At 69.4% G+C, this 19,612-nt stretch carries 15 protein-coding genes and 1 pseudogene; 4 read left to right on the top strand and 12 right to left on the bottom strand.

Translation table 11 applies throughout. The features are described 5' to 3' along the window. Window positions 1-24: 24 nt before the first annotated feature. Window positions 25-2,745: a DNA gyrase subunit A gene (gene gyrA, locus M9917_RS20780; protein ID WP_465246411.1), complete on the bottom strand. Its 2,721-nt coding sequence runs from the start codon at window positions 2,743-2,745 to the stop codon at window positions 25-27. A gap of 292 nt (window positions 2,746-3,037) precedes the next feature. Here gyrA and M9917_RS20775 point away from each other — a divergent pair. Further along, window positions 3,038-3,669, top strand: a pseudogene (locus tag M9917_RS20775) (MarC family protein). An 8-nt stretch (window positions 3,670-3,677) separates the two neighbouring features. Here the strand turns inward: M9917_RS20775 and M9917_RS20770 are convergent. The 8 genes from M9917_RS20770 to M9917_RS20735 form a co-directional block, all read right to left on the bottom strand. Then, entirely contained in the window at window positions 3,678-4,802 is a 1,125-nt protein-coding gene (locus tag M9917_RS20770) for an E22 family MetX-like putative esterase (RefSeq protein ID WP_297256898.1), read from the bottom strand. An 11-nt stretch (window positions 4,803-4,813) separates the two neighbouring features. After that, the gene (locus M9917_RS20765; protein ID WP_297256896.1) at window positions 4,814-6,562 is read right to left on the bottom strand and encodes an AsmA family protein; all 1,749 of its coding nucleotides are present in this window, start codon (window positions 6,560-6,562) and stop codon (window positions 4,814-4,816) included. Window positions 6,563-6,658: 96 nt separating this feature from the next. Further along, complete coding sequence (locus tag M9917_RS20760) at window positions 6,659-8,302, bottom strand: ABC transporter permease (RefSeq protein ID WP_297256894.1); 1,644 nt, start codon at window positions 8,300-8,302, stop codon at window positions 6,659-6,661. 38 nt (window positions 8,303-8,340) lie between these two features. After that, complete coding sequence (locus M9917_RS20755; protein ID WP_297256892.1) at window positions 8,341-9,351, bottom strand: extracellular solute-binding protein; 1,011 nt, start codon at window positions 9,349-9,351, stop codon at window positions 8,341-8,343. A 378-nt stretch (window positions 9,352-9,729) separates the two neighbouring features. Beyond that, complete coding sequence (locus M9917_RS20750; RefSeq protein ID WP_297256890.1) at window positions 9,730-10,833, bottom strand: DUF2865 domain-containing protein; 1,104 nt, start codon at window positions 10,831-10,833, stop codon at window positions 9,730-9,732. A gap of 142 nt (window positions 10,834-10,975) precedes the next feature. Next, window positions 10,976-11,386, bottom strand: a complete 411-nt coding sequence (locus M9917_RS20745; protein WP_297256888.1) for an MAPEG family protein — start codon at window positions 11,384-11,386, stop codon at window positions 10,976-10,978. 13 nt (window positions 11,387-11,399) lie between these two features. Continuing rightward, window positions 11,400-12,893: an IMP dehydrogenase gene (guaB, locus tag M9917_RS20740; protein ID WP_297256886.1), complete on the bottom strand. Its 1,494-nt coding sequence runs from the start codon at window positions 12,891-12,893 to the stop codon at window positions 11,400-11,402. 180 nt (window positions 12,894-13,073) lie between these two features. Then, window positions 13,074-13,388: a hypothetical protein gene (locus tag M9917_RS20735; RefSeq protein WP_297256883.1), complete on the bottom strand. Its 315-nt coding sequence runs from the start codon at window positions 13,386-13,388 to the stop codon at window positions 13,074-13,076. Between the two features lie 288 nt (window positions 13,389-13,676). Between M9917_RS20735 and M9917_RS20730 the strand changes: the two genes are divergently transcribed. Beyond that, on the top strand, window positions 13,677-15,116 hold the full coding sequence (locus M9917_RS20730; protein ID WP_297256881.1) for an MFS transporter: 1,440 nt from the start codon (window positions 13,677-13,679) through the stop codon (window positions 15,114-15,116). 37 nt (window positions 15,117-15,153) lie between these two features. Beyond that, on the top strand, window positions 15,154-15,774 hold the full coding sequence (locus tag M9917_RS20725) for a hypothetical protein (protein WP_297256880.1): 621 nt from the start codon (window positions 15,154-15,156) through the stop codon (window positions 15,772-15,774). Between the two features lie 12 nt (window positions 15,775-15,786). Here M9917_RS20725 and M9917_RS20720 read toward each other — a convergent pair whose 3' ends face one another. Beyond that, window positions 15,787-16,521, bottom strand: a complete 735-nt coding sequence (locus M9917_RS20720; protein WP_297256878.1) for an RlmE family RNA methyltransferase — start codon at window positions 16,519-16,521, stop codon at window positions 15,787-15,789. A gap of 4 nt (window positions 16,522-16,525) precedes the next feature. Further along, window positions 16,526-17,644, bottom strand: coding sequence for a Ppx/GppA phosphatase family protein (locus M9917_RS20715; protein ID WP_465246397.1), 1,119 nt, complete (start codon window positions 17,642-17,644; stop codon window positions 16,526-16,528). Window positions 17,645-17,841: 197 nt separating this feature from the next. On the opposite strand from M9917_RS20715, the gene glpK reads away from it, so the two are divergent. After that, window positions 17,842-19,338: a glycerol kinase GlpK gene (glpK, locus tag M9917_RS20710; RefSeq protein ID WP_297257139.1), complete on the top strand. Its 1,497-nt coding sequence runs from the start codon at window positions 17,842-17,844 to the stop codon at window positions 19,336-19,338. Here the strand turns inward: glpK and M9917_RS20705 are convergent. Then, complete coding sequence (locus M9917_RS20705; RefSeq protein ID WP_297256876.1) at window positions 19,335-19,607, bottom strand: hypothetical protein; 273 nt, start codon at window positions 19,605-19,607, stop codon at window positions 19,335-19,337. The genes glpK and M9917_RS20705 overlap by 4 nt on opposite strands. Window positions 19,608-19,612: the final 5 nt, after the last annotated feature.

The raw sequence follows: 19,612 nt of genomic DNA, 5'->3' as shown, positions 1-19,612 counted from the left end.
AGCGCGGCGGAAGGCCCTGACAGATCAGCCCTCTGCCGGTTCCGCCCCCGGCGCGTCGCCCTCGGCCTCGTCCTCGCCGCCTTCGCCGTCCTCGTTGATGCACTCGACCGAAACGACCTTCTCGTCCTTGGCAGTGTTGAACACCGTCACCCCTTGCGTCGAGCGCCCGGCGATGCGGATGCGGTTGTCCGGGCCGGCATCGACCGGGACGCGGATCAACTGGCCGCCATCGGTGACGAGCATGAGCTGATCCGAGTCCAGCGCCGGGAAGGAGGCGACGAGCTTGCCGTTGCGCTCGTTCACCACCATGGCGACGATGCCCTTGCCGCCGCGCCCGGTCACCCGGTACTCGAAGGACGAGGTGCGCTTGCCGTAGCCCCGCTCCGAGACGGTCAGGATGAACTGCTCGGCCGCGCCCATCGCGGCGTATTTCTCCTGGCCGAGCTCGATGTCGCCGGCGCTCTCCTCGGCATCGGCCTCGACCGAAGCCACGGCGTCCGCGGCGTCGTCGGCCTCGCCGTTGAGCGCCCGGCGGGCCGCCGCGGCGCGCTTGAGATAGGCGGCGCGCTCGTCGGGCGTGGCGTCGAGATGCGTAAGGATCGCGAGCGAGATCACCTCGTCGCCCTTGGCGAGGTTGATGCCGCGCACGCCGGTCGAATCGCGGCCCTTGAAGACACGCACCTCCGGCACCGCGAAGCGGATGCACTGGCCGTCGGCGGTGGTCAGCAGCACGTCGTCGTTCTCGGTGCAGATCTGCACGTCGACGATGTGGTCGCCCTCGTCGAGCTTCATCGCGATCTTGCCGGCGCGGTTGACGTTGACGAAGTCGGAGAGCTTGTTGCGGCGCACCCCGCCCGAGGCGGTGGCGAACATCACGTCCAGCGTCTCCCAGCTCGCCTCGTCCTCCGGCAGCGGCATGATCGTGGTGATGCGCTCGTCCGATTCGATCGGCAGCATGTTGACCAGCGCCTTGCCGCGCGCGTTCGGCGCCGCAAGCGGCAGGCGCCAGACCTTCTCCTTGTAGACCTGGCCTTCCGAGGAGAAGAACAGCACAGGCGTATGGGTCGAGGCGACGAAGAGGCGCGCGACGAAATCCTCGTCCTTGGTCGCCATGCCGGAGCGGCCCTTGCCGCCGCGGCGCTGGGCCCGATAGGTCGAGAGCGGCACGCGCTTGATGTAGCCGCCATGGCTGACGGTGACGACCATGTCCTCGCGGGCGATCAGATCCTCGTCGTCGAGGTCGGAGCCCCAGTCCTGGATCTCGGTGCGGCGCGGCGTGGCGAAGGCGGCCCTCACCTCGGCAAGCTCGGCCTTGACGATCGACTGGATGCGGGCGCGCGAGCGCAGGATGTCGAGATAGTCGGCGATCTCCCTGGCGAGCTTCTCCAGCTCCTCGCCGATCTCGTCGCGGCCCAGAGCGGTCAGGCGCGAGAGGCGCAGCTCCAGGATCGCCTTGGCCTGCGCGTCGGAGAGCCGGTAGGTGCCGTCCGGGTTCATCGGGTGGCGCGGATCGTCGACCAGCGCGATCAGCGGCGCGATGTCGTCGGCCGGCCAGTCGCGCGCCATCAGCGCCTCATGCGCGGCGGCCGGCGTCGGCGCGGTGCGGATCAGGCGGATGACCTCGTCGATATTGGCGACGGCGGTGGCAAGCCCGCAGAGCACGTGCGCCCGCTCGCGGGCCTTGTTGAGCAGATAGCGCGTGCGCCGCGAGACGACCTCCTCGCGGAACTCGACGAAGGCCGCGATGAAGTCCTTGAGGTTCAGGACCTCCGGGCGGCCGCCGTTCAGCGCGACCATATTGGCGCCGAAGGAGGTCTGCAGCGGGGTGAAGCGGTAGAGCTGGTTCAAGACCACGTCGGCGACGGCGTCGCGCTTGATCTCGATGACGACGCGCACGCCCTCGCGGCTCGATTCGTCGCGCAGATCCGCGATGCCCTCGATACGCTTCTCGCGAACCAGATCGGCGATCTTCTCCACCATCGTCGCCTTGTTCACCTGATAGGGGATCTCGGTGACGACGATCGCCTCGCGCTCCTTGCGCATCTCCTCGATATGCGTCTTCGAGCGCATCACGATCGAGCCGCGGCCGGTGTGATAGGCGGAATGGATGCCGCTGCGGCCCATGATCGAGGCGCCGGTCGGGAAATCGGGGCCCGGCACGATCTCGATCAGATCGTCGATCGAGATCTCGGGATCGTCGATGAAGGCCACGCAGGCGTCGATGACCTCGCCGAGATTATGCGGCGGGATGTTGGTCGCCATGCCGACCGCGATGCCGCCGGCGCCGTTGACGAGGAGGTTCGGATAGCGCGCCGGCAGGACCGTCGGCTCATGCTCCTTGCCGTCGTAGTTCGGCTGGAAATCGACGGTCTCGAGGTCGAGGTCCTCGAGCAGCGGCATCGCCGCCTTGTCGAGGCGCGCCTCGGTGTAACGGTCGGCGGCGGGTGAATCGCCGTCCATCGAGCCGAAATTGCCTTGGCCGTCGATCAGCGGCAGGCGCAGCGAGAAGTCCTGCGCCATGCGCACCAGCGCGTCATAGACCGCGAGATTGCCGTGCGGATGGTATTTACCCATCGTGTCGCCGACGATGCGGGCGCATTTGGTGTAGGGGCGGTCCGGCAGGTTCTTGTTCTCGTGCATCGAGAACAGGATGCGGCGATGGACCGGCTTCAGCCCGTCGCGGACATCGGGCAGGGCGCGGCTCACGATCACGCTCATGGCGTAATCGAGATAGCTCTTCTTCATTTCGTCGGTGATCGCGATCGGCTTGATCCCGCCGCCGAAATCCGGGCCAGTGTCGCGCTTGTCTTCGGTATCGTCGCTCAAGGGAAAATGTCCCGATTCCTCAAGGTTTTTCAGCCTTCTGGCTAGCCGATTCCGGCCGGCGACGCCAGCAAAAGCGGGCGCTGTCCAAGCAAAAATTCTGCCAATGAAATCAGCTGGTTACAGACTTTTTTCAGCGGCGTTCCGGCGGGCCGCCATATTCCCTCCTTTCTTGCCGCGTGACGGCGGCTCCACGGCATGCTGATGTGGCGCGATGTTCGCCGAATTCGCCACCGCAGCGCTCGTCACCATGCTGGTGACGCTGGACCCGCCGGGGCTGGCGCCGATCTTCCTGTCGCTGACGCGCGGAATGTCGGGCGCCGAGCGGCGGCAGGTGGCGATCCGCGCCTCGATCATCGCCTTGGCATCATGGCCTTCTTCGGCGTGGCGGGAGAAGTCGTGCTGAAGGCGCTCGGCGTCTCGCTGCCGGCCTTCCGGATCGCGGGCGGATTGCTCTTGTTCTGGATCGCCTTCGAGATGGTGTTCGAGCGCCGCGGCGAGCGCAAGCAGCAGACGGCGGACACCGCGATCACCCAGGACCACATCCGCAACGTCGCGGCCTTTCCGCTGGCGATCCCGCTGATGGCGGGGCCGGGCGCGCTGACCGCGACGATCCTGCTCGCCGGCCGGGCGCATGGCGATCCGCTGCTGCTGGTGACGCTGGCGGTGATCTGCGGGCTGGTGATCCTGTCCTGCCTTATCGTGTTCCTGACGGCGTCGTCGATCGCCAAGCTGCTGGGCGTCACCGGCAACATCGTGCTGACGCGGCTGCTCGGCGTGGTGCTGGCGGCGCTCGCCGTGCAGTTCGTGATCGACGGGGTGAGGGCGGCGGCGCAGGCGGGGTAGGGCTCCCGTCACTTCGCCAGGAACGCCCGGATCGCGCCTTCCGCCTGCTGCATCGACATCACGCCGTCGAGATGGCCGCGCGCGCCCTCGATGGTGAAGTGAGTGATGTCGCGCCCGGCATCGCGTGCCGCCTTCAGCGTGCGTGCCACCATATGGGGCGGGAAGACGAGGTCCTGCGGCTGGGTGATGTAGAGCATCGGCGCCCTGATCCGCGCCATGCCGTCGGCAAGCGAGCTGCCGCCGGTGGTGAAGAGCTGGTTCGCCTTGACGAGATAGAGGAAGTGGTTGGCGTCGGCGCGCTGCGCCCGCTCCAGCCCGGCCTTGTCGAGCATGCTCTGGATCTGGAAGCGGGCATCGAGCGCACCGGCCGGGTCCACGCCCGCCTCGGCCGGCCGGCGGCCGAAGGTGGCGTTGGCCCAGCCGGCCTGGTTCGCCTGCAGGGTGACGAGCGTCAGCGCCTTGCCGAGCCCGGCGAGGGGGGCAGCCTTCCCGTAGTAATCGCCGCCGTTCCAGTTCGGATCGATCAGGATCGGTGCCGCCCAGGCGTCGAGCCAGGCGATCAGCATCGCGTCCTGCTCGGCCGCGCCGATCACCGGCATCGCCCTGGCGACCATCTCGGGATGGCTCGCCGCCCATTCGAAGGTCTGGAGCGAGCCCATCGAGGGGCCCGCCACCAGGGCGAGCCGTTCGATGCCGAGGCTTTCGACCAGCGCCTTCTGAACCTCGACGAAGTCGCGGATGGTGACGACCGGAAACCTGAGCCCATAGGGCCGGCCGGTCTCGGGGTCGATCGAGGCCGGGCCGGTGGTGACGGTGTTCGGGTCGCCGGTGTTGAGGTTGACCAGCGTGTCGCAGGAGAGGACGAAGTAGCGGTCCGTGTCGATCGCCTTGCCGGGGCCGATGATCGCGTCCCAATAGCCCGGTTCCGCATCGCCGGGGGCGTAGCGGCCGGCGGCGTGCGAGGTGCCGGAGAAGTAATGGCAGATCAGCACGGCGTTGGATTTGTCGGCGTCGAGCCTGCCGTAGCTCTCCCAGCCGACGCGGACGTTCCTCAGCCGGCGCCCGCCTTGGGTTACGAAACGCGCAAGCTCGAAGACCTTCTTCTCGACCGCCGGTTCTTGCGCTTGTGCCATGCCGGCCGTGGTCATCGGGTAAGTGGTATCGGGCTGGCGCCGGCCGGGCTCAGGAGCGCGTCGGCCGCGATGTCGAAGACCGGCGCGTCGAGCGGACCCCTGAGCAGGAAGGGCAGCTTCGGCGTCCCGTTGGGAGAGGAGAGCGAGGCGGCCATGTCGAGGATGCGGGTGCTGAGCGAGGCGCTGCCGGTGAGGTTGAAGCGGTAGTTCTGCCCGCTCATCTGCGCCTCGGTCAGGACCAGGAGGCCGTTTGCGATGCCGGCATTGGCGGTGAGGGTCTCGAAGGGGGTCTTGCCGTGGCGCCAGTCGCGGAGCGCCTGGGCTGGATTGCGCTCGGCGCGGCGCAAAAGCTCGCCCAGCGCGATGCCGCTGAGCTCGCCCTGCCTGAGCGCGAGGTTCACCTTGCCGGTGAGCGAGCCGATCAGCGCGTCGAAGCTGCGGCCGGCGCCGTCCAGCACGAGCTGAAGGCTGCCGATGCCGGAAAGCCGCGCGAGCTGCGGCAGGTCGGAAGCGGCCTGGCCGATATTCACCTTGTCGAGGCCGGCCTGGAGCTTGACGTCGACGCCAGCCGGGGCGGCGCTCGCCAGCAGCCGGCTCTTGAGGCTGCCGCCATAGGCGCCGGCCCGGATGAGCCCGGTCTCGAAACGTCCCTTCTTCACCAGGAGATAGATCGCGACGTCGGTGAGTCGCGCCCCCTCGAGACGGGCGGCGTCGACGGAGACCCTGAGATCGATGTCATGCGCCGTCCAGGCATCGAGATCGAGGGGGGAGGGGTCGGCCGCGTCGACGGCCGGGATCGGCAGGCGATCGACGAGGCGGCCGAGATCAAGCTTCGCACCGGCGAGGGTGCCCGACAAGGCGAAGCGCCCATCCGCCTGCGCGAGCTTGACCACGCCGTCGAGGCGATCCCCGTCGAGGCTGACGACGGCGTTGTTGAAGGACACCTCCCGCGGCTTCACCTGGATGTCGGCTGAAAGCGTCAGCGCGCCGAGCGCCGAGGCCAGCCGCGACTGCGTGCTGAACCAGCCGAGGAGCCCGGTGAGCGACGGCGTCGACAGGGCAAGCGGGCCGCTGATCATCGGCTCGCCGGGGCCGGCGCGCGTTCCCTCGAAGCGCAGCTTCAGCAGGCTCGATGTCGCCGAGAGCGCCGCTTTGGTGCTCCCCCCGGCCATCGGCCAGAGCAGGCTCACCTCGGTCGGGACGCCGCGCCAGTTGAGCGAGCCGGCGAGCGCGAGCGGCTCGCCCGGGCCGCGTTCGTCGATCACGAGGTCGAGGTCGCGCACGGTGCTGCGGATCGCTCCGTCGGCACGCAGGAAGACCGAGCCCGCGCTGATGACGATCTTGCTCTGGCTCCGCAGGCGCTCGAGCGCGGCCAGGGGCGCCGCGAGCCATTCGCTGACGCCCTCGCTCGCGGCGGGGATTACGATATCGATCTGCGGCGCGATCAGATCGACCCGGTCGAAGCTGATCCGCCCGCTGAGCAGCGGCAGCAGGCGCAGATGCGCCCTGACTCGCACGGCCTCGCCCGAGAGCGCTCCGTCGCGCCGGGAAAAGCCGACCTGGGAGAGGCTGATGCGGGGCAGCGGCAGCAGGGCGATCTCGGCGCGCTCGACCGCCCCGACGACGATGCCGGTCCGCTCCTCGATCGCGCCGACGACGACGCGCTGGATGCGCCCGAGCGCGACGTCCCACGACCGCAGGCCGAGCAGGCCCACGGCGACGACGAGGCTGAAGGCGATGATCGCGGCGCGTCTGGTCATGGACTTTACGAATCGGCACCGGGCCGAAGTCAGCCTGCCCCCTGGCGGGAGAGGGTTTAGGCCGATGCGGATGGCTTGTCGAGGCTGGAGAGCCGGCTATCCCGTGCGATCCGTGCCGGTCCTGGCCAGCACGAAGGCCGGGTAGAGCCCGGCCAGGATGATCAGGAGCGCGGCCAGCGCCCCGTCCTCGAAGACGCCGCGCGAGGCGTGGCCGTAGACCACGGTCGCCAGCGTGTCGATGTTGAGCGGGCGCAGCAGCAGCGTCGCCGGCAGCTCCTTGAGGCAGTCGACGAAAACGAGCAGCGCCGCCGCCGCGATGGCCGGGCGGGCGAGCGGCCAATGGATGCGGGCCAGCACCTCCGGGCCGCTGGCGCCGAGCGCGCGCGCCGCGTCGTCGATCCGCGGCGAGACGCGGGTGAGCCCGCTCTCGACGCCGGAGATCCCGATGGCGAGGAAGCGCACCGTATAGGCGATCACCAGCGCCGCGCCCGAGCCGATCAGGATCAGGCCGGGCTTGAGGTTAAACAGCGCGGAGGCTGCATCGGCCATCAGGTTGTCGAAGGCCGCGAGCGGGATCAGCAGGCCGAGCGCCAGCACGGTGCCGGGCACGGCGTAGCCGAGGCCGGCGATGCGGATGAGCGGCTTCAGCCAGGTTTCGCGGCCGCTGCGGCCGGCGGTGGCGATGCAGAGCCCGAGCGCCACCACCAGTACGGAGGCCAGCCCGGAGAGCATGAGCGCATTGCCGAGAAGCCTGAGCAGCGCGGCGTCGAATTGCGCGAGGAGGCCGCGCTGCAGGATCTCCACGACGAGATAGCCGACCGGCAGGACGCCGCCGAAGAGCACCGGCAGGGCGCAGGCGAGGCCTGCGAGCGCCGCAGCGCGCCCGCGCAGCGGCCGGCGTGTCACCGGCCGGGGCTGGCGCACGGGCAGGGCGAAGCGGCGCTGCCCGCGCAGCCTGAACTCGGTCAGGATCAGCGCGAAGACGATGAGCAGCATGACGCAGGCGATCTGGGCGGCGCCGGGCAGCGAGCCGCGATTGACCCAGGTGGTGTAGATCGACAGCGTCAGCGAGCGGACGCCGAGATATTCGGTGGCGCCGATATCGTTCAGCGTCTCGAGCAGGACGAGGGCGAGGCCGGCCGCCAGCGCCGGGCGCGCCAGCGGCAGGCCGATGCGCCAGAACAGCCGGCCGGGCGCGGCGCCGAGATTGCGCGCGGCCTCGACGAGGCTCGCGCCCTGCACGCTGAAGAGCGCGCGCGTGCTGAGATAGACGTAAGGATAGAGCACGACCGCCATGATCGCGATGGCGCCGGGGAGGTTCCGCGGATCGGGAAACCAGTAGTCGCGCAGCGAGCGCCAGCCGGTCACGGCGCGCAGTCCGCTCTGGAGCGGCCCCTGGAAGCCGAGGAACTCCACGTAGATATAGGCGGTGAGATAGGTCGGCAGCGCCAGCGGCAGCACCAGCAGCCATTCGAAGGGGCGCCGCCCCGGAAAATCATACTGCGTCACCAGCCAGGCGGTGCCGGTGCCGATGACGGCGCTGACGAGGCCGACGCCGGCGAGCAGCAGCCCGGTCTGGACGAGCGCCGTCGGCAGGACGTTGGCGATGAGATGCGGCCAGATCTCCGCCGCCTGCCGCGAGGAGAATGCGGTCGCGACGAGCGCGACGAGCGGCATGAGCACGAGCGCAGCCCCGCCGATCGCGGCATAGGCGAAACGCGTCGACGGCCGCCATCGCAACGGCGGCCGTCCTGTCATGGCGAGCGGATCGCTCAGGCTCAATTGTCGAAGCCGACCTTGTCGACGAGGTTCGCCGCGGCCTTGCGCTGCTTGGCAACCTCGGAGAGCGGCAGCTTGTCCGGGGTGACGGCGCCGAGCAGCTTGACGGCGGAGGAGTCGGTCACCGCGGCGTTGACCGGGAACTCGAAGTTGCCGTTCGCATAGAGCGCCTGCGCCTTCTCGCCGAGCATGTACTCGACGAGCTTGACGGCGTTGGCCTTGTTCGGGGCGTTCTTGGCCAGCGCCGCGGCCGAGACGTTCACATGGGTGCCGCCGCCGGCGAAGGTGGTCTTGAGCGGCTTGATCGCCTCGAACCAGCCCTTCTGCTCGTTCTTCGCCTCACTCATCAGGCCGATGTAGTAGGTGTTGATCACCGCGATGTCGCAGAGGCCGGACTGGATGTCGCGGGCGACGTCGCGGTCGCCGCCGCCGGGCTTGCGGGCCGCGTTGGCGCGCAGGGCCTTGAGCCAGGTCTCGGTCTTCTCGGCGCCGTGATGGATGAGATTGGCGGCGAAGAGAGCGACGTTGTAGGGGTGCTGGCCGGCGCGGATGCAGAACTTGCCCTTCCACTTGGGATCGGCGAGGTCCTCATAGGTGATCGCATCCTGCTGGACGCGCTCCTTCGAGGCCACGACGATGCGGGCGCGCTTGGTCAGCGTCACCCAGGCGTTGTCGGGCCGCAGTTGGGCCGGGACGGTCTTGTCGACGACGTCCGACTGGATCGGCTGGGTGATGCCGGCCTCGACCGCCGCGTTGATCTCGCCGACATCGACCATCAGCATGAGGTCGGCCGGGCTGTTGGCGCCCTCGGCCCGGATGCGCTCCTGCAGGCCGTCCTTCAGGAAGACCGCGTTGACCTTGATGCCGGTGTCCTTGGTGAAGGCTTCCAGCACCGGGTTGAGCAGGGCGGGCTCGCGGGTGGTGTAGAGGTTCACGTCCTGCGCGAAGGCCGGGGCGGCCATCAGGCAGGAGGACAGCGCCAGGGCGTGGAGATGGGTCTTTGCGATCATTGCTTCTGCTCCGTCGGGGCGCGCGATCAGCGCAATGGCGGAGCGATAGAACGCCATCCATGGGGCGTCAATGGATTTACCCTTTGATATCAATGTCTTATATGAATTCTAGAGTTCTTCTTATTTTGATGAATTCTAATAAGTCCGGCATTGCCTTGGAAAGACGGCGAGATTTCGGGCGCGCCGCAGTCGTACGTCTTTCGGATGAGGCGACCTGTCGCGGAACCACCTTTGTCATTCCGGGGCTTCGCGTCAGCGAAGAACCCGGAACCCACGACTGGGTGAGCGGCTTGCAGCGGGTATAGGACGTCTCACCCGGTCGTGGGTTCCGGGTTCGCCCTCCGGGCGCCCCGGAATGACAAAGGTGCGGCTCGAAGCCTACCGCGCCGGCAGCGTGAGCGGGATCAGGCGCACCGATGTGCGCGTCGCCGGATCGACCGTGCCGCGCAGGACGGCGTCGCTGGCGGTGCTGTCGTCCCTGAGATAGGCCTCGCGGACGCGCATCTGGCGCCGGAGGCTGCGTGCCTGCGCTTCCTGGCGGGAAATGCCGACCTGCTGGTCGATCTGCCGGCGCTGGGCCTTGCTGAGCTCCGAGGCGGTGCGGAAATCGCGGAAGTCGCGGCGGCTATAGGGCCAGCTCGCGCTGCCGGCGAAGGTCGAGACCTTGCCGTCGAGCACGACGCTGTCGCCCGGCCGCAAGGTGATGTCGCGCAGGAGCGAGATGCGCCGCTCGCCGGCCTGGACGATGGCCGGGCGGCAGGCGGGGTCGGCCGCCTTCTCGTGGCTGAAAGCCATCGGCAGGGCGGCATAGCGCTTGCCGTCGGCGGCGACGGCCTCCGCGATGCCGGCCGCGCCGGCGGCCAGCCGGAAGACCTTGACGGGAACGCCCGGATTCATCGCCGTGCAGAGAGCCTCATGCGCCTTCAGGTCGCCGGGCGAGCGCAGATAGCCGATCGGCGCATGGAAGCCGTCGCAGAGACGCACGCAGAAGGTCTGCGTCCTGTCGGCCACGCCGGTGACCGGGTCGAGCATGGCGGCCGCCGTGCCCGCGGCCTTGCGCCGCCGGTCGGCGAGCTTCCTGTCCTGCTTGCGGAACGGGTTGAGGTCGATCGGCTGGGCGAGGCGGCCGTCCGGCAGCACCTGCATCAGCGGCAGGCGCCAGCCCTGGTTGGCGGGGGCATAGGCATTGGCCTGCGGGGCATAGCGGGTCGAGGTGTAGGCGGCGTTGCGCAGGCGCGCCTGCTCGGTACGGCGCTGGGCTTCCTGGGCGATGAACTCGCGCACGCCCGCGTCGCCCTCGGCCTGCACCATCGAGGCCGTCAGCACCACGCCGCCGGAGCCGAGCGCGGCGCCCAGCGCGATGAGCGCCATGAGCCGGCCGGTCGATCCGCGCCGCACTGTCTTCACTTCGCCGGAACCGGCGGCCGGACCCTCGCCTCCGCGGGCGAGCGCCCGCGCCGGGACTTCACGGACACGCAACATCGCGTCACTCCAAACTACGCCTGTCCACCGTCCGCCGCCATCGGGGTGTAGTTTACTTTTCGTTAAGCTTCAACGCCCGCGGGCACGCGGCCGCGGGAAAAGGGCTGAATGCTTAACGGGAGGCGCGCCGTCGCGACGGCCCTCACAGCACGGTGAGGAGCACGCCGAGCCACATGCCGAAGAGCGCGAGCACGCCCAGGCCATAGGCCGCGCCGCGCAAAGGCAGCCTGTTGGGGCCGATATGGATCAGCGTGTGGGCGATGCGGGTCGCGACATAGAACCAGGCGAGGAGGACCATGGCATGGCCGGTGGCGCCGGTCTCCATCGCGATCATCACGAGGGCGAAGAAGATGACCGGCGTTTCGAACTGGTTGGAGAAATTCGCCCCCGCGAGCCGGGCGGGAAGCGGATAGCTCTCGGTCGACACCGCGACCTCGTCCAGGCGGACGGCGCCGCTGCCGAAGGCGCTCTTGCGGCGCAGCATCAGCACGACGCCGACGACGAAGATCCAGAAGATCATCGCCAGCGTCGGATAGATCAGCTTGAGGGTCATGGCGGCACAGCCTTCAGGAGCGCGTCGGGTAGTTCGGGCTCTCGCGCACGATCGTCACGTCGTGGACGTGGCTCTCGCGCAGGCCCGCGCTGGTGATGCGGATGAAGCGGGCCTTGTTGCGATAATCCTCGAGGTCGTGGCCGCCGACATAGCCCATCGCGGCGCGCAGGCCCCCGGCGAGCTGGTGCAGCACGTTCTTGACCGGGCCCTTATAGGCGACCTGGCCCTCGATGCCCTCGGGCACGAGCTTCAGCGTGTCCTTGATGTCCTGCTGGAAATAGCGGTCGGCCGAGCCGCGCGCCATCGCGCCGACCGACCCCATGCCGCGATAGGCCTTGTAGCTGCGGCCCTGGTAGAGGAAGGTCTCGCCCGGCGTCTCGTCGGTGCCGGCGAGCAGCGAGCCGACCATGGCGCAGGAGGCGCCGGCCGCGAGCGCCTTGGCGAGGTCGCCGGAATATTTGATGCCGCCATCGGCGATGACCGGCACGCCGGCCTTCGACGCAGCCGAGGCTGCGTCCATGATCGCGGTGAGCTGCGGCACGCCGACGCCGGCGACGATGCGGGTCGTGCAGATCGAGCCCGGGCCGATGCCGACCTTGATGGCGTCGGCGCCGGCATCGATCAGGGCCTGGGCGCCGCCGGCGGTGGCGACGTTGCCGGCGATGACCTGGACCGCGTTCGACAGCTTCTTCACGCGGCTGACGGCGTCGAGCACCTTGGCGGAATGGCCGTGGGCGGTGTCGACGACGATGAGGTCGACGCCGGCGTCGATCAGCATCTCGGAGCGCTCGAAGCCCTGGTCGCCGGTCGTGGTCGCGGCGGCGGCGAGCAGCCGGCCATGGCCGTCCTTGGCGGCGTTGGGATAGGCGACCTGCTTCTCCATGTCCTTGACGGTGATCAGGCCGATGCAGCGGTAATGGTCGTCGACGACGAGCAGCTTCTCGATGCGGAACTGGTGGAGGAGGCGGCGCGCCTCCTCGGGGCTGACGCCCTCCCGCACCGTGATCAGCCGCTCCTTCGTCATCAGTTCGGAGACGGGCTGGGCCGGGTTGGCGGCGAAGCGCACATCGCGGTTGGTCAGGATGCCGACGAGCTTGCCCTTGTGGCCCTGCGGACCGCGCTCGACGACCGGGATGCCGGAAATGCCGTTGTGCTTCATCAGCGCCAGCGCGTCGGCCAGCGTCTCGTCGGGATGGATGGTGATCGGGTTGGCGATCATCCCCGATTCGAATTTCTTGACCAGCCGGACCTGGGCGGCCTGCTCGGGAGCCTCGAGGTTGCGGTGGATGACGCCGAGCCCGCCGGCCTGCGCCATGGCGATCGCCATGCGCGCCTCGGTGACCGTATCCATCGCCGAGGCGATGATCGGCAGGTTGAGCGCGATGGTGCGGGTGAGCCTGGTGCGGATGTCGACATCCGCCGGCATCACCTCGGAGGCCCCCGGCTCGAGCAGCACGTCGTCGAAGGTGAGGCCGTCGCGGATCAGACCGTCGAATGAAAGCGTCATCGTCAACTCCGATGCCGGCGAGGCCGGCTTTATCAGGGGGCAGGGCGACAGGCCCGTTGCCGAGTTGACGAGGCCCGTTAGCACGGGCGGCTTGCGTCCGCTAGTGCGGGGGGCGGGATTATTTTGCAGTGCGGAAACGGCGCCGGCGCATGGCGGCGCCGTTTCCGCGTCTCGGTTCGATCAGTGGGTCGGGCGAGCGAGCGCGGCGAGCCTCGGCGCCTTGGGCGAGACGCCGAAGCAGCCGGCCTCGTAGATGGTCCGGCCGGCCGCATCGGCTATCTGGTTGCAGGCCGTGCGGCGCATGCATTCGTCGTAGCGCAAGCCTTCGCCACCGCCCGGGATCGTCTGGAACTGGCAGCTCGCCGGCACGTCGTTGGTGGCGGCCGCGGCGGGAGCCGGTGCCCAGCTCAGGCCGGCGACGACGGCAAGGCCGAACAGGGACAGGCCGGGTGCCAGATGGCGGGCTGCGGTGAAGGCGGGTGAGATCATGGTCATGGTGCTTCTCCAGCGGTTGGCGGCGCGCGCCCCTCGCGTCGGCCCGGTGCGACCGGGCTGAAAAGAGATGGGGTGCGTCGGGCCGGGAATGAGTGAGGGCAACGCATGACGGCATTGTGCCTGCCGCCGAGCCATCATCCCAGCGCATGGCGGAAGCGCATCGGCGGCGGGCAAATCGGGCGCTGCACCACAATTTCGCTCTCGTCATTCACTGCACATGACATTAATAAACTAGCTTATGATTTCGAACGCAGCCGATGTCCGCGGGTGTCGAAGGTCTGAAAAGCCGTGCAGCGCGCCAAGCTCCTGCCCCTGATCGTCGCCTGTGCGCTGTTCATGGAGAACACCGACTCGACGGTGATCGCGACCTCGCTGCCGGTGATCGCGGAATCGCTCGGCGAGGACCCGATCGCGCTGAAGCTCGCGCTGACTTCCTATCTCGTCAGCCTCGCCGTCTTCATCCCGATCTCCGGCTGGATGGCGGACCGTTTCGGCGCGCGCACGATCTTCCGCTCGGCGCTGTGCGTCTTCATGCTCGGCTCGCTTCTGTGCGCGGTGTCGAGCTCGCTCGGTGCCTTCGTCGGCGCCCGCTTCCTCCAGGGCATGGGCGGGGCGATGATGGTGCCGGTCGGGCGCCTCGTCGTGCTGCGCAGCGTCAGCAAGTCCGAGATGGTCGGCGCGCTCGCCTATCTGACGGTGCCCGCGCTGGTCGGGCCGGTGGTCGGGCCGCCGCTCGGCGGCTTCATCACCACCTATTTCGACTGGCGCTGGATCTTCCTGATCAACATCCCGATAGGCCTCGTCGGCCTCGTGCTGGCGAGCCTGTTCCTCGAGGAGGTCCGCGAGGAGGACGTGCCGCCCCTCGACATCCGCGGGTTCCTGTTGTCCGCCTTCGGCTTCGCCAGCCTGATGCTGGGCCTCAACAGCGGCGGGCGCCATCTCGTGCCGGAGGTGGTGTCCCAGGCCTGCGTGGTCGCGGGAGCGGCGGCGCTGGTCGGCTACTGGTTCCATGCGCGGCGCGTGCCTCATCCGGTCATCAACCTGTCCCTGCTCAGGATCCCGACCTTCAGGATCGGCGTGATCGGCGGCTCGATCTTCAGGATCGGCACCGGCGCGATCCCCTTCCTGCTGCCGCTGATGCTCCAGCTCGGCTTCGGGCTGAACGCGCTGCAATCGGGGCTGATCACCTTCGTCTCGGCGGCCGGCGCGCTGATCATGAAGACGGCGGCGAAGACCATCCTGGCGCGGTTCGGCTTCCGCAGGGTGCTGACCGTCAACGCCCTGGTCGGGGCGGCCTTTCTCGCGGCGTCGGGCCTGTTCACGCCGACGACGCCGCATGCGGTGATGCTGTCGGTGCTGCTCGTCGGCGGCTGCTTCCGCTCGCTGCAGTTCACCGGCATCGGCGCTCTGAGCTATGCCGATGTCTCCAACCGCGCGATGTCGGGCGCGACCAGCCTGTCGAGCGTCGCCCAGCAGCTTTCGCTCACGCTCGGCGTCACGCTCGGCGCCTTCGTCCTTGAGAGCGTCCATCAGGCCCGCGGCGGCGAGACGCTCGCCGCCGGGGATTTCTGGCCGGCCTTCCTGATCGTCGGCCTGATCGCGGCCTCCTCGGGGCTGTGGATGCGGCAGCTTTCCCCCGATGCCGGCGCCGAGGTCTCCGGCCATGCCCCGCTCAGCGCGCGCAAGGTCACGGCCGAGGCGCTCGTCGAGCGGAAGCCGGCGGAATGACCTTGCCAGAGCGGCCCGCCTGCCGCAGGGTTCGCGCATGCAAGCCGCGCCCGCTCCTTCGGACGAGATGCGCTACCAGCTCTGTGTCGGCGACGGCACGGCCCGGCTCAAGCTCGCCGAAACGGAGCTGACGCTGAGCGACGAGGGCATCGCCTACGCGCTCGACGGCCGCTCGGGCCTCAGGCGCTTCGCCGATCTGCGCGGCATGCGCCTCCAGGCGGTCAATGGCGGGCCGCGCGCCCCCTGGGAAGCGCTGGCCGAGCTCACCTTCGCCGCCGGGCGGCCGCTCTGCGTCCATTCCAACGGTCCCTGGGGCAAGGACGATCCGCAGCGCGACAAGGCCTTCATCGCCTTCGTCGAGGACCTGCATCGCCGCCTCGTCACGGGCGGGCACGACCACGTCGCCTTCCGGCGCGGCATTCCGGAGGGGCGGCACAATTTTCTGATCGGCGTCGCGCTCGTCGCAGGCGTCGTCTTCGGTGGGGCCGGGCTGATGGTTCTCTATATCTGGCTCAGCGGCAAGGCCCGCTTCCTGGAGGTGGCGGGACCTCTCGGCGGGCTCGGCGGCTTCGGCTTCTGGATCTGGAACTCCGTCGCCCGCAGCGCTCCCGGAACCTACGATCCCCGCCACCTGCCGCGCGACGTCTTTCCGGAGTGAGAGCCGCCTGCTTCAGCCGTCCTCGCCGTCCGGCGGCCGAGGCCGGCGATAGCCGGTCGCCAGCACGTAGAGCTCGGAGGAATCGGCGCGGCTTGCCGCCGGCTTGACGTTGCGGACGGTGGCGAAGTCGCGCTTCAGCCCGGTGAGGAGTTCGGCGCTGTCGCCGCCCTGGAACAGCTTGGCGAGGAAGAAGCCGCCCGGCGCCAGCACGCTATGCGCAAACTCCACGGCCGCCTCGGCGAGCGCGATGATCTTGAGATGGTCGGTCTTCTTGTGGCCGGTGGTGTTGGCGGCCATGTCGGACATCACGCCGTCGGCGCGCCCGCCCAGGCGTTCCGTCAGCAGGGCCGGCGCCTCCTCGGCCATGAAATCCATCTGGATCAGGTCGACGCCGGGGATCGGATCGACGGCCAGGAGGTCGATGCCGACGATATGGCCCTTGCCGCGCTCCAGCCCGATCCGCTTGGCGGCGACCTGGCACCAGCCGCCCGGCGCGCAGCCGAGATCGACCAGCCGCTGGCCGGGTTTCAGGAACTTGTAGCGGTCGTCCATCTCCTCGAGCTTGAACGCCGCGCGGGAGCGATAGCCCAGCTCCCTGGCACGCTTCACGTAAGGGTCGTTGAGCTGGCGCTCGAGCCAGAGCTGCGAGGAATGCTTGAGCTTGCCGGCCTTCTTCACCTTGACGCGCAGGTCGCGCGCGCCGGCGCTCGCCTTGCCGCCCTTGCCGCCGGATGGTCCGCTGTTCATCGCCCTATTTCCGCCGCCACCAGGCGCGGTCCTCGTGCATCATCCGCAGCAGGATGCCCTCGCGCAGGCCGCGATCGGCGATGCGCACGCGCTCGCTGGGGAAGGCGCGGCGGATCGCCTCGAAGATCGCGCAGCCGGCCAGCACCAGATCGGCGCGCTCGCGGCCGATGCAGGCATTCGCCGCACGCGCCGCATAGTCCATCGCGATCAGCCGGTCGATCACCGCCAGGATGTCGCGCTGATGCATCCACAGCCCGTCGACCTCGCGCCGGTCGTAGCGCGGCAATTCGAGATGGATGCCGGCGACCGTCGTCACCGTGCCGGAGGTGCCGAGCAGGTGGAAGCCGCGGGTGTCGCTGGCCGCCGCCGCCTTCTTCGCGAAGGGGCCGAGAGCCTGCGCGCAATCCTCGACCATCCGCTCGAACAATTCGCGGCTGACCTCGATGCCGCCATAGCGTTCCGCCACGGTGACGACTCCGATCGGCAGCGAGGCCCATTCGCGGATGCGGGCGGCGGGATCGCGCGCCTCGCTGCGGCCGCCGAGCCAGACGATCTCGGTCGAGCCGCCGCCGATGTCGAAGACGATGACGCTTTCAGCCGCGGGATCGGCCAGCGCCGCACAGCCCGAGACGGCGAGCGCGGCCTCGGTGCGCTGGTCGATGACCTCCAGCGCCAATTCGGCCTCCGCCGCGACGCGGCGGATGAAGTCGAGCCCGTTGGTGGCGGCGCGGCAGGCTTCGGTGGTGACGAGGCGGGCGCGGGTGACGCCGCGATTCGCCATCTTGCCGCGGCAGATCTTCAGCGCGTCGACGGCGCGGTCCATCGCGGCATCGGCGAGGCGGCTGCTCGCGGCGAGCCCCTCGCCGAGGCGCACGATGCGGGAGAAGGCGTCGACCACGCGAAAGCCATGCTGCGCCGGCCGGGCGATCAGCAGGCGGCAGTTGTTGGTGCCGAGATCGAGCGCGGCATAGGTCGTAGCCGACGGGCGGCGGGTCGCGGGCTGCGCGATGCTCTTGAACGGCGTGACGGCCGGAAACGCGCCGGTCCGCTGCGGATCGGCGTCATGTCGCTGCGGCCGCGCTCCAGGCGCGACACCTCGTTCTTGCCGGTCCTCGACCGCCACCGATCCAATCCCCCGACCTGTCCGACACGGCAAGGCGCGGACAGGGGCCGCGACCCGGCGCGGCCAACTGCTTCGCCGACAAGCTAACTACAGGGCGCACGGCATGCCAAGCGGAACCTTGCCGGCTTGCGCTGGAGCCGGCGGATCGGCCAGTCTTTACCGGCTGCATCGCGACAGGGCAGGGAACCGACATGGCCATGAGACACATCCTCGCCATCGACCAGGGCACGACCTCCTCGCGGGCCATCCTGTTCGATGCGTCGCTTGGCATCGTCGCCAGCGCCCAGAAGGAGTTTCCGCAGCATTTCCCGGCCTCCGGCTGGGTCGAGCACGAGCCGGAGGACATCTGGGAGAGCGTCGTCGCCACCGCGCGCGAGGCCATCGCCAAGGCGGGCCTGAGCGCAGCCGAGATCGCCGGCATCGGCATCACCAACCAGCGCGAGACGACGCTCATCTGGGACCGCCGCACCGGCCGGGCGATCCATCGCGCCATCGTCTGGCAGGACCGGCGCACCGCCGAAGCGTGCGCCAAGCTCGCCGCCGCCGGTCATGAGGATCTGGTCGCCGCGCGGACGGGCTTGCGCATCGATCCCTATTTCTCCGCCACCAAGATCGCCTGGCTGCTCGACAACGTTCCAGGCGCGCGGCGGCGCGCGGAAGCGGGCGAGCTCGCCTTCGGCACGGTCGACAGCTTCCTGCTCTGGCGGCTCACCGGCGGGGCGGTGCATGCGACCGACGCCACGAACGCCGCCCGCACCATGCTGTTCGACATCGGCCGCGGCGTCTGGGACCCGGAGCTGCTCGCGCTGTTCGGAATCCCGGCTGCGCTCCTGCCGCAGGTGCGCGATTGCGCCGCGCATTTCGGCGACACCCTGCCCGAGCTGTTCGGGAAGGCCATTCCCGTGCGCGGCATCGCCGGCGACCAGCAGGCGGCGACGATCGGCCAGGCCTGCTTCGCGCCCGGCATGGTGAAATCGACCTATGGCACCGGCTGCTTCGCGCTGCTCAACACGGGCGATGCGCCGGTGCGCTCGCAGCACCGGCTGCTCAGCACCGTCGCCTATCAGTTCGGGGGCGAGCGGACCTATGCGCTCGAAGGCTCGATCTTCATCGCCGGTGCGGCGGTGCAATGGCTGCGCGACGGGCTCGGCATCATCGAAAAGGCGAGCGAGACCGGCCCGCTCGCCGAGGCCGCCGATCCCGAGCAGGAGGTCTATCTGGTGCCGGCCTTCGTCGGGCTCGGCGCGCCGCATTGGGACACCCATGCGCGCGGCGCGATGTTCGGGCTCACCCGCAATTCCGGCCCGCGCGAATTCGCCCGCGCCGCGCTGGAAAGCGTCTGCTACCAGACACTCGACCTCGTCGAGGCGATGCGGGCGGACTGCCCGGCGGCGGGGGCGGGCCGGCAATCGGTGCTGCGGGTCGATGGCGGCATGGTCGCCTCCGACTGGACGATGCAGCGCCTCGCCGACATTCTCGACCTGCCGGTCGACCGGCCGACCGTGCTGGAGACGACCGCGCTGGGCGCGGCCTATCTCGCCGGGCTCGATGCCGGCCTGCTGCCGGAGCCCGACCGTTTCGCCGACCTCTGGCGGCTGGAACGGCGCTTCACCCCGGCGATGGCGGAAAGCCAGCGCCGCCGCAAGGTCGCCGGCTGGCGCGACAGCGTCAGGCGCACGCTGAGCGGGGCTTAGGACAGCCGCCGGTCGAGCGCGTCGGCGATGCGTTCGACGAGCGCGGCGTGGTCCGCCAGCAGCGCCTGGAGCGGCCCGAGCGGCCGGAAGGCGCGCTGATCCTGCGCCTCCTCGCCCTCGCGCTCCCAGGCCTCGATCGTTGCGTCGGCCGCCGTCAGCCAATGCTCCGACAGCGGCGCATCGGCCTCCATAGCGAGCCGTTCGGCGATCCGGCGGCGCAAGCGGTCGCGGGCGGTGCGCAGCGTGTCGAGCTCGTCGGTGTAGCGCACGGGCC

Origin of the sequence: Bosea sp. (in: a-proteobacteria) (genome assembly GCF_023953965.1) — a bacterium.
Lineage (GTDB): Bacteria > Pseudomonadota > Alphaproteobacteria > Rhizobiales > Beijerinckiaceae > Allobosea.
The sequence above is the reverse complement of the archived record's forward strand: the minus strand, read 5'-3'. Positions and strand labels throughout refer to the sequence as shown.

Bases quoted from the DNA above. Each gene is read 5' to 3' on its own strand.
- glpK (WP_297257139.1), top strand. From the start codon at position 17,842: ATGAGACACATCCTCGCCATCGACCAGGGCACGACCTCCTCGCGGGCC.
- M9917_RS20750 (WP_297256890.1), bottom strand. From the start codon at position 10,833: ATGTTGCGTGTCCGTGAAGTCCCGGCGCGGGCGCTCGCCCGCGGAGGC.
- gyrA (WP_465246411.1), bottom strand. From the start codon at position 2,745: ATGAAGAAGAGCTATCTCGATTACGCCATGAGCGTGATCGTGAGCCGC.
- M9917_RS20755 (WP_297256892.1), bottom strand. From the start codon at position 9,351: ATGATCGCAAAGACCCATCTCCACGCCCTGGCGCTGTCCTCCTGCCTG.
- M9917_RS20725 (WP_297256880.1), top strand. From the start codon at position 15,154: ATGCAAGCCGCGCCCGCTCCTTCGGACGAGATGCGCTACCAGCTCTGT.
- M9917_RS20735 (WP_297256883.1), bottom strand. From the start codon at position 13,388: ATGACCATGATCTCACCCGCCTTCACCGCAGCCCGCCATCTGGCACCC.
- guaB (WP_297256886.1), bottom strand. From the start codon at position 12,893: ATGACGCTTTCATTCGACGGTCTGATCCGCGACGGCCTCACCTTCGAC.
- M9917_RS20720 (WP_297256878.1), bottom strand. From the start codon at position 16,521: ATGAACAGCGGACCATCCGGCGGCAAGGGCGGCAAGGCGAGCGCCGGC.
- M9917_RS20745 (WP_297256888.1), bottom strand. From the start codon at position 11,386: ATGACCCTCAAGCTGATCTATCCGACGCTGGCGATGATCTTCTGGATC.
- M9917_RS20765 (WP_297256896.1), bottom strand. From the start codon at position 6,562: ATGACCAGACGCGCCGCGATCATCGCCTTCAGCCTCGTCGTCGCCGTG.
- M9917_RS20770 (WP_297256898.1), bottom strand. From the start codon at position 4,802: ATGGCACAAGCGCAAGAACCGGCGGTCGAGAAGAAGGTCTTCGAGCTT.